At 40.1% G+C, this 15,628-nt stretch carries 12 protein-coding genes and 1 other annotated feature; of the genes, 8 read left to right on the plus strand and 4 right to left on the minus strand.

The genetic code is table 11. The annotated features are described in order from the left end of the window. Positions 1–43: 43 nt before the first annotated feature. Positions 44–236: a binding site (T-box leader), on the minus strand. Between the two features lie 439 nt (positions 237–675). From D4T97_RS10575 to D4T97_RS10610, 8 genes are all read left to right on the plus strand, one after another. After that, a complete protein-coding gene (locus D4T97_RS10575; protein WP_206435557.1) occupies positions 676–2,031 on the plus strand; it encodes a sigma-54 interaction domain-containing protein in 1,356 nt (451 codons plus the stop codon). Between the two features lie 73 nt (positions 2,032–2,104). Beyond that, positions 2,105–2,989 carry a dihydrodipicolinate synthase family protein gene (locus D4T97_RS10580; RefSeq protein WP_126050471.1) on the plus strand — a complete coding sequence of 295 codons (885 nt, stop codon included), beginning with the start codon at positions 2,105–2,107 and terminating at the stop codon, positions 2,987–2,989. Between the two features lie 75 nt (positions 2,990–3,064). Next, on the plus strand, positions 3,065–3,664 hold the full coding sequence (locus D4T97_RS10585; protein WP_164525535.1) for an amino acid synthesis family protein: 600 nt from the start codon (positions 3,065–3,067) through the stop codon (positions 3,662–3,664). Between the two features lie 393 nt (positions 3,665–4,057). After that, the gene (locus tag D4T97_RS10590; protein WP_126050475.1) at positions 4,058–5,527 is read left to right on the plus strand and encodes a sodium:solute symporter family protein; all 1,470 of its coding nucleotides are present in this window, start codon (positions 4,058–4,060) and stop codon (positions 5,525–5,527) included. 36 nt (positions 5,528–5,563) lie between these two features. Further along, on the plus strand, positions 5,564–6,874 hold the full coding sequence (locus D4T97_RS10595; RefSeq protein ID WP_126050477.1) for a Zn-dependent hydrolase: 1,311 nt from the start codon (positions 5,564–5,566) through the stop codon (positions 6,872–6,874). Between the two features lie 692 nt (positions 6,875–7,566). Beyond that, positions 7,567–9,300 carry an amidohydrolase gene (locus tag D4T97_RS10600; RefSeq protein ID WP_126050479.1) on the plus strand — a complete coding sequence of 578 codons (1,734 nt, stop codon included), beginning with the start codon at positions 7,567–7,569 and terminating at the stop codon, positions 9,298–9,300. Between the two features lie 835 nt (positions 9,301–10,135). Continuing rightward, positions 10,136–11,503, plus strand: a complete 1,368-nt coding sequence (locus D4T97_RS10605; protein WP_164525536.1) for a sodium:solute symporter family protein — start codon at positions 10,136–10,138, stop codon at positions 11,501–11,503. A gap of 75 nt (positions 11,504–11,578) precedes the next feature. After that, complete coding sequence (locus D4T97_RS10610; RefSeq protein ID WP_126050483.1) at positions 11,579–12,232, plus strand: cyclase family protein; 654 nt, start codon at positions 11,579–11,581, stop codon at positions 12,230–12,232. Between the two features lie 107 nt (positions 12,233–12,339). On the opposite strand, the gene D4T97_RS21080 is transcribed toward D4T97_RS10610, so the two are convergent. The 4 genes from D4T97_RS21080 to D4T97_RS10630 all read right to left on the minus strand — a co-directional run bounded on the left by D4T97_RS21080 (position 12,340) and on the right by D4T97_RS10630 (position 15,622). Next, positions 12,340–12,456: an isochorismatase family protein gene (locus tag D4T97_RS21080; protein WP_408021599.1), complete on the minus strand. Its 117-nt coding sequence runs from the start codon at positions 12,454–12,456 to the stop codon at positions 12,340–12,342. Positions 12,457–12,867: 411 nt separating this feature from the next. Next, on the minus strand, positions 12,868–13,401 hold the full coding sequence (locus D4T97_RS10620; RefSeq protein ID WP_126050485.1) for a gamma carbonic anhydrase family protein: 534 nt from the start codon (positions 13,399–13,401) through the stop codon (positions 12,868–12,870). 19 nt (positions 13,402–13,420) lie between these two features. Then, positions 13,421–14,578, minus strand: a complete 1,158-nt coding sequence (locus D4T97_RS10625) for a CaiB/BaiF CoA transferase family protein (protein WP_126050487.1) — start codon at positions 14,576–14,578, stop codon at positions 13,421–13,423. Between the two features lie 51 nt (positions 14,579–14,629). Further along, positions 14,630–15,622: an aminopeptidase gene (locus tag D4T97_RS10630; protein WP_126050489.1), complete on the minus strand. Its 993-nt coding sequence runs from the start codon at positions 15,620–15,622 to the stop codon at positions 14,630–14,632. Positions 15,623–15,628 lie beyond the last annotated feature (6 nt).

A 15,628-nucleotide genomic window follows, 5' to 3' on the forward strand; every position in this document is an offset into this window, starting at 1 on the left:
CCCTTCTTTCTTTTCGGATAAAATAAAAAAAGCCTCCATCCCCAAAAGGGACGGAAGCTCCGCGGTACCACCCTCGTTAACAGCTATTGCTGCTCACTCATTTCATAACGGCCTCAGCCGGACATCGTCAGCTTCCTATTTGTAATTCACCGTACACGCTGGCCTGATTCCCACCACCCATCAGGTCTCTGCTGCTCCAATCATCTACAGTTACTGTAATAGTTCAACGCTTTTACGTATTGAAGTAATATTGTTATCTTAAGGGATGCTGGAAAAGTTGTCAATGTGATATTTGTTACTTTTAATGGAAAAATTTGCGGGTGGCTGTGTTCCTTTGTTGGACAAATTTCGGGAAGATGCATATGCGAGGTAATATTACCAAGCCCTCTCCACTTCCCCTTTGTATTAAGTCCGTAGTAAATTAAAACAATTTTGTAAGTACGAAACCATCCACACTTAAGTCTAAATAGACTTACTGGAGTCCCTTTAGACTTAATTTTTCGGATTGAAAATTTCTTTTTCCTTGGTCTGAAGCCTTTTTATTACTTGGTATAGTATTTGCATATGTCTTTAATGTAGTAACCCTATAAGGAGTTTTTTGAAAGCTCATAAACCACTAAAGGCTTTGTGGTAAAATCCAGTGAAAGGAGACGATTATCGGAAGGAGAAAAATTGATGGAAAATTTAGAGGAGTTGCAACAATTAAATAAAGAGCTGGAGAATATCTTTGAGTATTCATTCGAGGGCATTCTGTTGACGGATGCCGAGGCCAACATTTTGAAACTAAATAAGGTAAGCGCTTCATTCATGGGCCTTTCAAGGGAGGAAGCATTAACAAAAAATATTAAAAAATTAGAAGAAGAGGGATTTTTTTCACCCTCTGCAGTTGTCAAAGTAATTGAAAAAGGACACCCGATTGAAATAATTCAAAAAGGGATTAATGGCAGATATGTCTATGCGCGTGCAAAACCAATTTATGATGATCAAGGAAATATGATACGAGTGATTTCATTCACGAGGGATCTTACCGAAATCATGGCTTTGCGCCAGTTAGTTGAGGAGATGGAAGATGAGTTAAATCAGTATAAACGAAATGTACATCATGAGAGCAATATCGAAGGAATTATTTCAAGAAGCGAAGAAATGAAAAAGACACTTTATCAAGTACGTAAAATAGCCACAATCAATAGTGATGTACTTCTACTTGGGGAAACTGGCGTGGGAAAAAGTGAGATTGCCAAAGTAATACATCAATTAAGCGATAGAAAAGAACAGCCATTTTATATCATCAACTGCGCTACGTTGCCCGAATCATTGATTGAGGTCGAATTGTTTGGTTATACGGGAGGTATGTTTACAGGTGGAAATCCCGATGGAAAAAAAGGAATATTTGAAATCGCCAATGGTGGCACATTGTTCCTTGATGAGATTGGAGAACTCCCTATCCACCTGCAAGCAAGACTTCTACATGTTTTACAAGAAAAGCAATTCAGACCCGTAGGAACTTTAACGCAACTGGATATCGATGTCAGGGTAATTTCAGCGACTAACCAAGATTTAAAGAAAAGCGTTGAAGAAGGTACATTTAGAAGAGATTTGTACCATCGCTTAAATATTTTTCCGATCACTATTCCGCCCTTAAAAGATAGAAAAGAAGATATCATGGTGCTCACGCATCGTTTTTTGGAACAGCATAATAAGACATATAACAAGCAGGTTAGACTTTCTCCAAAAGTATTAGAGACCTTTTTATCTTATGAATGGGAAGGAAATGTACGGGAATTACGCAATCTGATTGAACGTCTTGTCGTTATAGTAGATGACCCTATTGTAAAAATGCAGGATCTCCCTGAGCATATGCAGACAATCGTCCACCCTAAAAAGGATATGACCTTGCCAGAAATATTAAACCAAGTGGAAAAAAACATTATAACAGAAATGTATGAAGAAGAAGGCTCTTCTTACAAAGTTGCCGAACGACTTGGCATTAGCCAATCGGCTGCTAGCAGGAAAATAAAGAAATATATTTAAGAGTTTCCTAATAGCAAACACAATGAGTTTCTTCGATTCACATTCAATTCTTAATTTAAGGAGAGAAGATAGAATGTCAATTTTTCAAGGTGTTCACATTTCTTTGGTTACCCCGATGACAAAGGAGCACAAGGTAGACTATAAGCGATTAGGTGAGATCTGTGACTGGCTTATTGCCAAGGGGGTTAGCGGTATAATTGCGGCCGGTCCGGTCGGAGAGTATGCAACTCTATCAAAAGAAGAACGTAAAAAAGTAGTGGAAACTGCTGTAACAGCAAGCCAAGGCCGCGTTCCGGTTACAGCCGGAACAGGAGCTGCTTCTACAGCAGACACCATTTATTGGGCGGAGCATGCCTTAGATAACGGGGCGGATGGAATTCTAGCTTTACCACCTGTCGGCTACAAACCGCTGGAGAACGAGGTGTTGACTCATTACGAGAGATTATCAAAAGTTGGGATACCGATGATTGTCTTTAACAATCCGAGAGACTTTGGAATTGATTTGACCCCTGAATTACTTGATAAGATGTCGCAGTTCGAAAACATTCTGGCGATTAAGGAATTTAGCGGGGATATCCGTCGTATTCATGAAATTTTAGAAAAAACCTCATTGGATGTTCTGGTTGGAGTTGATGACCTTTCAATGGAAGGTGCGTTGTGTGGAGCAACCGGATGGACATCCGGAGTTGCAAATGCCCTTCCAGAGTTGAGTGTTAAATTATTCAATTTGGCTAGAGAAAGTAAACGGGAAGAAGCAAGACAACTGTACCGCGATTTGGTTCCATTGTTCCGATACGATGCCGGACCACAATTAATTCAGGCAATAAAATATATGATGGAACTCGCAGATCAACCTGCAGGTCCAACACGATCTCCACGGCTTCCTTTAAAATCGGAGGATTACGATATGATAAGGGATTTGTTTCAAAAGGCTACCCTAACAGCTGTTAACCCTTAAATGAAATATTACAGAAAGAAAAACTGGTATCATCCATAACCGAATGCTTTTTCTAATAATGAGGAGGAGATTATTTTGGAAAAAAAACTTAAAATTAGAAAACTATATTCTTTCACAGATGAGGTAGTAGTTGAGCAAGACCAACCATTAGAAACACCAATAAAAAGGTCTGTAGCAGCTGCGGTTTTTAAAAACCCATATGCAAATATGTATCAAGAAGACTTAAGTCTGTTATACGGCTTCGGGGAAAAGTTGGGTGAAATCCTTTCACAAAAAGCTGTAGAAGGATTGCGATTGCAAAGCGGCGAAGAGGCAGAATGTTATGGCAAGGCCGTTATGGTTGGTCCAAAAGGGGAGATAGAACATGGGCATGCAACCATACATCCGAAGATTGGATCCCCAATTAGAAGTGCAATTGGCGGCCCAGATACATCACGCGCGATTATCCCATCTACAGCAAAAATTGCCACGCCCGGTACGAGCATTGATATCCCGGTACATTATAAAGACTCCGAATGGGTTTTTTCGCATATTGATACAATCACTTTAACCGTTCCGGATGCACCTTATGAAGATGAGATATTGGTAGCAGTGGCTTTAACTACTGCCGGACGACCATTATCAAGAATCCCTGGTATGCAAAAGCAAGAGGTAGAGTTGGCAGTGAAAAAATAAGAACTTAGAACAAACAATCATGATAAAAGATAAAAATGGCTGTCTTAGCACAGCCAAAGTCTTTTCTTCCAAGATAAACAGCAAGTGTAACCAACGAAATAGGATAGATCAAAGGACGTCTAATTAAAAAGCGCGTTTGATTCTTTACAAGCCCAAACTCCCGCTCAAAAATGCATATAGGAGAGGAAAATTTAAAACGATGCTTCCTACGGCAATTAATTTGTATCCGCTTCCATTGGAAAATTATGATACTCCTCAAAGAAAGGTTGCTGGTGTATAACACAAAATACGTTTCAGAATGATTTAAAGGTACTTAGTTTAGTGTGTTGGAAAAAACCGCTGGTAAAGTCGTTTGAAACTAAAAATGTGTTATATGAAAAGGAGGAATATATCATGATTTGGTATTTGTTTTATATCGGCATTTATTTTGCCTTCATGTTTGGGATGGGTATCTATTATATGTTAAAAGTTAAAACATATAATGATTATCTTATTGGTGGCTGGAACATGGGTTTTTGGTCGATTACTGGTACTTCCATCTCTACTTGGACCGGTGCCGCAGTATTTGTTGGCTGGCTGGGAATGGGATTCAGTGTCGGAGTTTCCGGTTATATAAAATTCGCCTTACCTGGGGTGCTTTTTTCGATACTCTTAGTCTATTTTTTTGCAGCACCTTTAAGAAGACAAAAGCTTTATACTTTAGCAGATTTATTTGGCGAACGTTTTGGCGGCAAAGGAGGAATTTTACCTTCCTTTATTTCTTCACTTATTATTGCTGTTCCAGGAACGGCTTTACAGTTAATTGCCATGTCAACAGTATTTAACATTGCATTTGGTATGGGTTATGGATCGTCTGTCTTTTTGTCGTTTGTTTTAATACTTGGATTCACGGTATTGGGGGGGCTTCCTGCGACAATAGTTACAGACGCCATTCAATCGATTGTTCTTTTCATAGGGGTATTGATTTTGTTTGTTGCAAGTCTTTTCTACGCCGGGGGGCTTGGAGGAATCATTGCTTCTACGCCGCCTGAGTTTATTTCGCCGACTGGTCCATTTGGATTAACCGAGGTTCTTTTGTTCGCTTTATCGGTGGGTCCTTTCTATATCATCAGTCAGACCACATGGCAGCGAATTTTTGCAGCGAAAAGTGAAGAAGTCGCAAAAAAAGCAGGAATTACAGGATTCTTGATTGCCGGCGTGATTGCCATTCTGCCATTTTCCATTGGAATTGCTGCACGACAATTTGTGCCAGCGGATTTTAATCCTGATTTTTTGTTCTCGTATGTCACAAGTGAACTGCTCCACCCTGCCATTGGAGGAATTGTAATCGTTGGTTTAATCGCTGCATTGGTTACAAGCGCCGATTCATTTATTTTATCGGGTGCTTCCAATCTGACCCAAGATGTATATTCCCGTATTCTAAATCCAAATGCGAGCGATAAAAACCTTCTGAATGCATCACGAATCGCTGTCGTAATTGTATCTCTTCTTGGTTTGATCATTGCTTTTAATTTACCCAGCATCGTCGTCTTATGGCAGTGGGCAATCAGATTGGCTGCTGCAACCATGCTCTTTCCATTTCTAGCGGTCATGTTTTGGAAAGGAGTAACCAAAAAAGGCATGATCTGGAGCATGGTAATTACAGGTTTAGTATCCCTTAGTTGGCCATTCTTAGGAATTAATATTGATCAGACATTTATTGGATTGGCCGTATCTCTGCTTTCCTTAATTATCATCAGCTTGGCGACTAAGCATGATAAGACTGAACAGGTAAAAGCAGTATACTGGGAAGACTTGGATTCCGCGAATATTGATAATCCAATTATTGTAGATGACCCTGTAGACCACGTAAAGAAAGCGTAATTTTATAAAATTTGGATTGTTAGGAGTTGCTTGGCAATGAATCACTCACTAAATAAAATTAATTTATCCCGATTGAAATCGACCTTTGAGGTAAGTTCCAACATAGGAAAAACGAAAGGTGGCGGATTGACAAGATTACCTCTATCCAAAGAAGACAAGGAAATGAGGGACGTTTTTATTAGTTGGCTTAAAGATGCAGGTTTACATGTACGGATCGATGATATGGGGAACATTTATGGAAGAAGAGACGGAACAAACAAGAATGCCGGTGCAGTAATGATCGGATCACATCTGGATACACAGCCTAAAGGCGGGAGATTTGATGGGATATTAGGAGTTTTATCCGCCCTCGAGGTGATTCGAACACTTAATGACAATAATATAGAAACCGAAAGACCTATAGAAATAGTTAACTTTACAGCAGAAGAAGGCGGCAGGTTTGGAGTTCCCATGGTAGGTTCCGGGGTGATTACAGACAATCTCACAAAGGAGTTCGTTTTTTCACTTAGGGATAAGAATGGTATTACATTCGGGGAAAGTCTTGAAGAAATAGGTTACATCGGAGAAGCAAAAAATCGTTTTATTAACTTTAATGTAGATTATTATGTAGAAGCTCATATTGAACAATCAACGGTTTTAGAAAAAAACCAAAATTCAATTGGTATTGTTAAGGGAATTGCGGGAGAAACAAGATTCGAAGCTTGTGTGAAAGGCCAATCAACCCATGCTGCCCATTCGCCGAGTGAAAGAAGAGATGCATTGGTAGCCGCCTCAGAAATGGTATTAGCCGTCGATAGTCTAAAAGAACAATTTGAAGGTTTATCACCAGCAATCGGGACATTTGAGGTGTATCCTTCATTACAGACGATTACAGCAAGTGAAGTAAAATTTGTGTATATAATAAGACATTTCAATGATGACATCAGTAACAAAGCCATTGAATTAGTCAAAAAACAATTCCGGGAAATCGCCGGACGTAGGAATGTAGAGGTAAATATTGAGCAATATTGGAAAGCGGAAAGTACGGAATTTGTTGATGAAGTAACCACCTTGATTGAAGAAGGGGCAAAAGTTCATGGTTATTCCTACCAAAATATTTTAAGCACGGCTGGACACGATGCGACATATGTCAATGGAATCGTAAAATCAGGCATGATTTTCGCACCAAGTGTTGGAGGACTCAGTCATTGTGAAGAGGAGTTTACATCATACGAGGAAATAGAAAAAACAGCCAATGTATTATTGTATGTTGTCGAGTCTTTAGCAAAAAAAGAGCCTGGGAATACTGTCTTGGCTGCACCGGATGGATCGGAAGTTGAGTTTAAGCCTGAGGAGGAGCGAAACTGATCATTTGATTGGGAAAGTTTTAAAACAGAAAAGTAGGACTCCTCCTTGACCGTAAAAATATTAGAATAGTTGCACTGGATGCTCTGGGATTAGTATTAAATATGATTAGCAAGATTAAAGGTTTTTTTAATAACTATTGCGAACAGTTGCGCGAAAGTGCTTCTGTTTTTTATTTTAAAAAACATTTGATAGCCTTAACATACAAAAATTTTTAGCGGTAGCGGAAAACTTTCGAAATATTTCCCCTTAGTTTATCCTACACTGTGGGGCTATCCTTTACTTTTTTATTGATTCGTTCTAGATATCCCCTCTCTTTTTGATTTAATATTCCCTCACCTCTATGCCGGTCAGCATCTGAATCAGCAAAGGATTAATCTTTGAATGGGCTTCGTCTCCCCTTCCTAAAAATATAAAACTATTATAAGAAAAATGGAGGTGGCGCAGTGGTCCAAGTTAATTAAAAAGCGAAATATCATTCATCGGGTTAATTAATAATCAAAATATTCAATATTACTGGAACATTTAACCAATCGGTGGTAAACTTGTTTTTCAATTACCAGCATTTGGAAGGAGTGACCATTTTTTAAATCCATCTTATAAGGAGGAGAAATAGGGCTAAACTTCTCGTTTCCATTAAAAAAACAGCATCCATGAATTCGACTCCAAGTAAATAAAAAAAGGAGAGGATTTTTATGCGAGACCGCAGGATAATAAAAAGACTTGTTATTCTTTCTATTGTAGTGACATTGTGTATGGGCTTTTCAGGAACTCTTCCCAAAAAACTAGACCCTCTTGCACCGGATAGTATCTATCTTAATGGAACGATCATTACAATGGATGACAACAACACAAATGCTGAAGCAGTCGCTGTTAAAGATGGAAAAATCATTGCGGTAGGATCCAATAAGGATATACGTAAATTAGCCGGAAAATCGACGAAAACAATTGATCTTAAAAATAAAGTGATGTTGCCCGGCCTAATCGATGCACATAGCCATTTTCCAAGTCCAGGTCTGGTTGGTACAGTCTATGCCAACTTAAATAGTCCTCCAGTTGGAACAATAGTAAAAATCCAGGACATCATCAATGTATTGGTGGTTCACTCTGAGTACACAGAAGAGGGTGAATGGATTCTTGGACGAGGCTATGACCAAACATTAATAGAAGAAAGACGACATCCGACTAAAGAAGATTTGGATCAGGTGTCAGCAGATAACCCAATTTTTATTACCCACACCTCAGGACATTTGGCTGCTGCTAACAGTGCAGCTCTTAAATTGGCAGGAATCACAAAAGATACCCCTGACCCTGCTGGCGGTAAAATCTGGAGAGATTCCAAAACCGGCGAACCAACCGGGGTACTCGAAGAAGGGGCTATGCAACTCGTTAGCAAACATGTTCCTCCCGTATCCTTTGAAGAAAATATTACAGCAGTAAAGGAAGCTGTTAAGGAATATGTCTCAAATGGAGTCACCACATCCATCATAGCCGCCGGCGGCAAGGAATCAATCATCAACCTGCAAAAGTTTTCCGAGCAAGGACTTTTACCGATTAGAATAACGACCATGGGTACTGGCGGAGGACTCGGTGACTTAGGACAATCACCTGGTGAAATGGGTGGATTTATTACCGGATTTGGAAATGACATGCTGAAGCTAGGGGCCGTAAAAATGTGGCAGGACGGTTCTATACAGGGATATACCGGATATCTAAGCAAGCCATATCATCTACCTCCTGATGATGACCCGGAATATAGAGGACATCCTCTTCAAAGCCGTGAAAAATTAGCAGAAAAAGTGTCGGAACTGCACAAGGCCGGATACCAAATTGCTATTCATGGGAATGGGGATGCCGCAATCGACGACATCCTTTATGCTTTTAGAAAAGCTCAAGAAGAGTTTCCGCGGAAAGATGCACGCCACAGGATCGAGCATGCACAAATGGCCAGAGAGGATCAACTTGATGACATGAAAGAACTAGGAATCACACCATCGTTTTACGTTTCCCATACGTTCTTCTGGGGCGATCAGCACTGGGAAATATTTATGGGGCCTGAAAGAGCCGCACGAATGAGTCCGCTCAAATCCGCGGTCAAGAGAGATATCAAATTTAGCGTCCATCTTGATTCGCCGGTTACTCCAATGAGTCCTTTACAAGCTGTTTGGTCTGGCGTTAACAGAATAACGCGTAGCGGTGAGGTCGTGGGGCCAGAGCAGAGGGTAACACCATTGGAAGCTCTGCGTGCAGTCACTATAGATGCAGCCTGGCAGAACTTTGAAGAAGATATCAAGGGATCCATTGAACCAGGGAAGTATGCCGACTTTGTCGTTTTGGATAACAATCCTTTGACGATTGATCCTGTAAAAATTAAGGATATAAAAATTCTCGAAACAATTGTAAATGATAAAACAGTCTATAAGAAATAAAAAGAAAAGATTCATAAGGATAGATTTAACCTTGCCCGTCTCGCCTTTTTATTGGAGACGGGCTTTTGGTTTTCTTACCTAAGTATTAAATACAGCCAGAGATGTCTTCCTAAAACCTAGAAAGGATAAGAAGATTTCTTATCCCCACTATATAAATCTCCGCCTTTAATCAACTTATGGGTACCCCTACACCATGATACGAGTTTTCCCCTTAGTAAAAAGAAGAATGCGTATGGACCCAAGAATGTTCAAGCATATTCGGCAATTAATTCCTTCCTTCACGATAAGCGGTATCCATCTAGCCTCCATATATTAATAGTCGAACTATTGAATATCAAATATCGTAGCTTGGAATAAAAAGATTAGCAAAATCGAGTGGAACTGAGGGTAGATATTCTTAAGAAAAAGATATGAAGCGTGATAATGGGGGAATGTTGAAAAAGTTCATTGTTACTAGTTGGTATATCTAAGACAACATTTTAATCTTTTCAAATAAATGACAAGGGAAAAACCAGGATAGATTCCCTCATACGTTTTTTGTCTGTCTGCTTGGCATTCGACAAAATCCGGGAAGTGACAGGCACAGTTTTAGTTTTATTAGCAAATGTACTAAAACCAGAACAATCGAAATAGGATATAAACAAGCTTCAGGTTTATCAAAATAAATGACCTTTATGATGAAAAGAAGGAGGTGTTTTACTTTAGTAACAGCATGAACCACTATATATCACCCTAGTTGGGAATTACCGTAGCATATTAAAGGGGTTATGTGTATGCCTGATGTTCATTTTATCGATATTTTAATTGTGGCGTTTTTTTTATTTCGATTATCGTGGTGTCTGCTCTTCTAAGTAAAAGGGTAAAACAAAAGGGTATCGAGGAATTTTCTGTATCATCTAAGAGCCTAAATCTTTTTCCGCTTATTTGCTCTGTTGCTGCAAGCCATATTGGTTCAGGACTATCGTTAGGCTTAATAGGCATGATGTATTTAGATGGTGTACAAGTTATATGGATTGCAATTGGACACTTTTCAGGTGCATTGATCTACACTTTGGTTTTAGGGAAAAAAATACGAAAAAAAGCGGATGCATCGGGATGGGGAATTACAAAAGGAGATTTACTTGAGGAGCATTATGGGAGAAAGGGCAGATTTCTATTTGGTGGGATTGCAGCTTGGGAGAGAATTGCCGTTACAAGCGGGCAGCTAGTAGCTGCTGGTGTCCTCTTATCCACTATTCTCGCACAGTTTAATATCAATCTAACAACGGCGACAATCATTGTCGGTGCTTTAGTTATTATTAATGTAAGTTTTGGAGGCTTGTCAGCTGTAATTTGGGCAGACGTTATCCAAATGTTTATTATGGTGTTGGGAATTGGCCTCCTATTACCAATTATTCTTACAACCAAATTGGAACCTGGGACACTCATGGCAGCTACAGATGCGGGATTCTACAACCTTGCCCCTACAAATATGGTTGTATTAGGAACAGCTGCCGCATGGTTTACATCTGCCCTTGCCAATCAAACTGTTTGGTCACGCATTGTTTCCGCCAAAAATGCAAAAACAGCTGTTCAGGCTAATGTAATTGGTTCAGTGGTAGGAATAGCATGGGGACTGGTTATGGTATACATTACCTTTGCAATAAAAGCGATTTATCCAAACATCCAAGGCAATCCCGATTCTTTTCTGTTAAACACCATTCTTGATGGATTTCCTATAGTCATTATTGGATTGATAATGGCAGCCCTTTTAGCCAATATCCTATCTACAGCAAATACTGTTTTGTTACATGCCGTTATGAATATCACACATGATTTATATAACAAGACATTTAAAAGGAATGCCAGCAATGAAGAGATACTTACGTTTGCCAAAATTTCCACTCCTATTATCGGTATTGCACCGGCAATCCTTGGGATTTTCATACCTAAGATCATAGAGGTTCAAAACCTAGGATACAATTTTTATGGAGCCGCAATCACTGCACCATTTTGGGCATCCATGCTATTCCCTAACAAAGTAACCCCAATAGCCGGATTCTCGGCTATGATCGTCGGTGGATCGGTAAGCCTTTTCTTTTATTTTACAGATTTAACAATGATTCCAAATGCTATTTTAGGAGTCGTTGCCTCGTTTATTACACTGCTTATTGTTAGTAAATTTACTAAGGGAACTATAAATGAAAATCATCAATCCTTGTAAAAAGACTTATAGTTTTCAGAGCAAAAGATAAGGGGGAGTATGCTTGTTTAATGAAAAAAAGTTATTGATTTAACTTTGGAACTTGCCGATGGAATGCGGTCTTGGGATATACATCCAAAAGTAGTTTTAATGGATTATCACACATGGCAATTAAACAAAGATCGGTACGAGGGAGAGTGTAACGGATTTTCAACAAAATTAATGACAATGACGGACCATACAGGGACTCATGTTGACGCTCAAACACACTTTTTTCCCGATGGTAACTCAATAGAATCATACCCTCCAGAGAAATTCATGGGAGAAGCAATCTTCCTTGATTTAAGCCAAAGAGATATAGAAGATCCTATTTCAGCAAAAGATTTAGAAGCAGCTTTAAAAGAAACAGGTGAGAGGATTAAAGAAAACGATATACTCACTATAAAAGCTTGGCCTTATAGCAGGAATCACGAAATGTTCTCAACAGGACCTGGTCTTACTCATGATGCTGCAATCTGGATTATTAAAAATAAATTTAAAATGTTCGCCACCGATCTTCCAACAGTAGATTTTCAGGATATGTCCCGACCTGTACATGTTAATTTATTAAAAAATGATATTCTAATCATTGAAAACCTCATAAACTTAGACAAGATTAAGCAAAGCAGATTTAACTTTATTGGCATGCCTTTGAGGTTAAGAGAAGCAACTGGCTCTCCAATTAGAGCAATTGCTTTTGTGGACCAGTAATTTTAAAAATTCAATGTAGTAGTGGCAAGTGGTTGAAAAAATTAAAAAAGCAAATTTTCCCTCTAAGTTCCGATTATTGTTTTATCGGAACTTAGAGGGTTTCCACATTACATTTTATAACCTCCGTACATTGCGTCTCTTGCAGCAGCAAAACAGCAATCTTCTGTTGTCAGACCAACAATCACCACAGTCTCTATTCCTTTGTCCCGTAAAATAATATCCAAATAAGTACCGAAGAAAGCTCTGTAACGATGCTTTTTAATTACAGGTTCATTTTCTACGGGGCAACCTCTGGGTAAATCTCACTTCCCGGCTCGCCCACGCCCCTCCAGCAAATATCTCCGAACAAGCTAGCACCGATCCGTCTTTTCTATGGACATAGGCGGTATAAATAACTGCGATTCCTCTGCTTCTTGAAAACCCAGAACTTTTTTAGCCTAGCAACATCTCTTGTCCCATCGCTGTCTCTAACGGTGCTCCTGCTACCATAAAATCCTTTTGCATATCTACCACCAAAAAGGCCGTTTTTTTGATTTATCAAGAGGATTCATATTCACTATTTGTTATTTTGAAGTATGGCATCACCCTCTAAAACAAAAAGCGCGTATCCTCGCGCTTTTTGTTCAAAAAAACTATTATTCTCCCTCCGACGAGACTAATGAATTCTGGTAATCCTTCCGCCACAAATCAATGTACTCCTCAGCATTTTTAATGATTTCGTTTACTTCTTCTTTCGTCAGATCGCGCACTACCTTTGCAGGAATGCCCATAGCCAATGTACCTGAAGGAATGACGGCACCCGGGGTGACGAGAGCGCCAGCGGCGACTTGAGCACCTTTTTTAACGACCGCCCCATCCAGGATTGTTGCTCCAATCCCGATCAAAGCTTCATCTTCAATAGTACATGCATGGAGGATTACACCGTGTCCAATTGTAACTTTCTTTCCTATTTTTAGTGGAAGTTCGGGCGTAACATGACAGATACTTCCATCTTGTATATTGGATCCTTCTCCAATTTCAATATAATTGCCATCATCCCCTCTTAATACCGCTTGTGGCCAGATACTGACATCCTTGGCAATTCGTACATCCCCAATGACCTGAGCAGATTCATGTATAAAAGTTTCCGAATGAATGGAAGGTATTCTTCCCCTTAAATATTGAATCATCTTGTATACATCCCCCTTTTCACCTGGATAATGCAGTTGGCTCCAATCCGAGCTCGGTTAAAATTTCCTCGTTATGCTGGCCCAAGACCGGTGCTGCTTTTTGAATTTTCCCAGGTGTTTTCGATAGTTTAACAGGGATGCCCAACGCTTTTATTTTTCCGGCAACAGGATGCTCGACCTCTTCCACCATTTGCCTTGCAAAGGTATGCGGATCATTCAGGGACTCAGAGTACGTATTGATTGGTCCTGCAGGAATTCCGACTTCTTCAAATTTTTCCAGCCAGTACGACCTCGGATGTTCACTCGTTTTTTCCTCAATTAAACTCACAAATACATCCAGGTGCTTAATTCTGGACGGATCGTCCTCAAAGCGTTCGTCATCCAAAAATTCCGGTCTACCGATGATGCGGCAAAACTCTGGCCAATGATGAGGCGTGTCCGCACCGACTGTAAAGTATCCGTCACTTGCTTTGAATGCCTGGTAAGGAGCTGAAAGCCTGTGCCCGCTTCCTGTAGGCATTGGCATCTCGCCGCTTACCCAATATTGTGTACTTTCCCAAACGGAGAGTGCCAACCCTGTGTCAAATAATGACGCATCGATATATTGCCCTTCATTGCTATATTCCCGTGAATACAGGGCTGAGAGAATTCCATATACAGCAAACAATGCAACGCCCAAGTCTGTAATAGGAAGGCCACATTTAACAGGATTTCCGCCTCTTTCCCCCGTAACACTCATAATTCCTGTCATGCCTTGTGCAATGAGGTCATATCCTCCTCGGGAAGAATAAGGACCAAATTGTCCAAAGCCGGAAATCGAACAATAAATCAAGCGAGGATTGATCTTGTTCAATGTTTCATAATCAACGCCCAGTCTCTTGGAAACGCCAGGCCGATAGTTTTCTACAAGAATATCTGCAGTTTCTATTAATTTATAAAAGACTTCTCTGCCTTCCTCTGATTTCAAATTGATCGTCATGCTTCTTTTATTTCTGTTAATGGCCATAAAAGCAGCGCTTTGTCCATCAATATGCGGGGGCCATCTTCTCGTATTTTCTCCGCTCGGTGGTTCAATTTTAATTACATCTGCCCCCATGTCTGCTAAAAGCATACTGCAGTATGGACCCGCCATCACCTGACTAACATCTACAACACGAATGCCTTTCAATGCGCTCATCTTATCCAATCCCTTCTCTTTCTAATCTTTGATGAATGTTATTGAATTTAATTAAGAATTAACTAAGTCATTTTCAAATAGGTGAAGTTGATTATTCTGCAATACGGTTTGCCCGTCAATTTCAACAGTTGCGTCCTTTACAACCATGTCATAATGTCCATTGGCAACAATTTTTCCGCCTATATACGCATTTGTCCCTATGGCTATATGAATCGTTCCGAATACTCCCTCATCACTCAGCATGCTATTTTCCAATTCACATTCAGGGTTCATCCCGATTCCAAATTCACCAATGACGTAAATATTACCATCCTCATCATTTTTTTCTTCTAACACTTTCTTGAACGCTTCTGCTTCTTTACCGCCCGTAATACTAACCGCCCTGCCTTGCTTAAACTCTACAACAACCGGGGTTTCCACCAAGCCCACACCTGGTATACTTCCATCTACCACCAGAACGCCTTCAGCCGAATCTTCCACTGGCGCGATACTGGATTCAATGCAATGTGCTGCAGAAACATCTTCTGTATTGGCGAATCCTGTCAGCGCCCTTCCTTCCCGTCCTTTGAGCGAAATCTTTAAATCCGTCCCACTTGGAGTAGTGATTCGGGCACTTTCCCCTTTTGTCAATAACTCAGAGAGCCTTTCCACATTGGGCCTGATTGCTTCGAAATCAGCATTTAACCCTTTGCTTAGTAAAATATCATCATGGGACTCTGGCAAAATAAGTATTCTTGCTCCTGACTTCTGCGCTTCATGCCGCGCTTTTGTATGAGCGATATTATAAGTGGTAGGAGCGATGACGACATCCACTTCTCTCATAGCTACCGCTACCGGCCCCGGTAAAGCATCGCCATGACCTTTTCTTGGCGGCATTGACATGGTGATAGGTTCTGCCCCCAAAGAATATGCAACGGAAGCAAGCGTTTTTGCTATAGTCTCAGTCAAGAAATCTGTTAGTATAAGAACCTTTTCTCCTTCTTTAACTCCGGCCAATGTTTTTACGAGGGCGGTTGCACCCCTGTATTTCATTGTTTCTTTCATTCTGAC

This window comes from Siminovitchia acidinfaciens, from assembly GCF_003605385.1.
Classification (GTDB): domain Bacteria; phylum Bacillota; class Bacilli; order Bacillales; family Bacillaceae_C; genus Siminovitchia; species Siminovitchia acidinfaciens.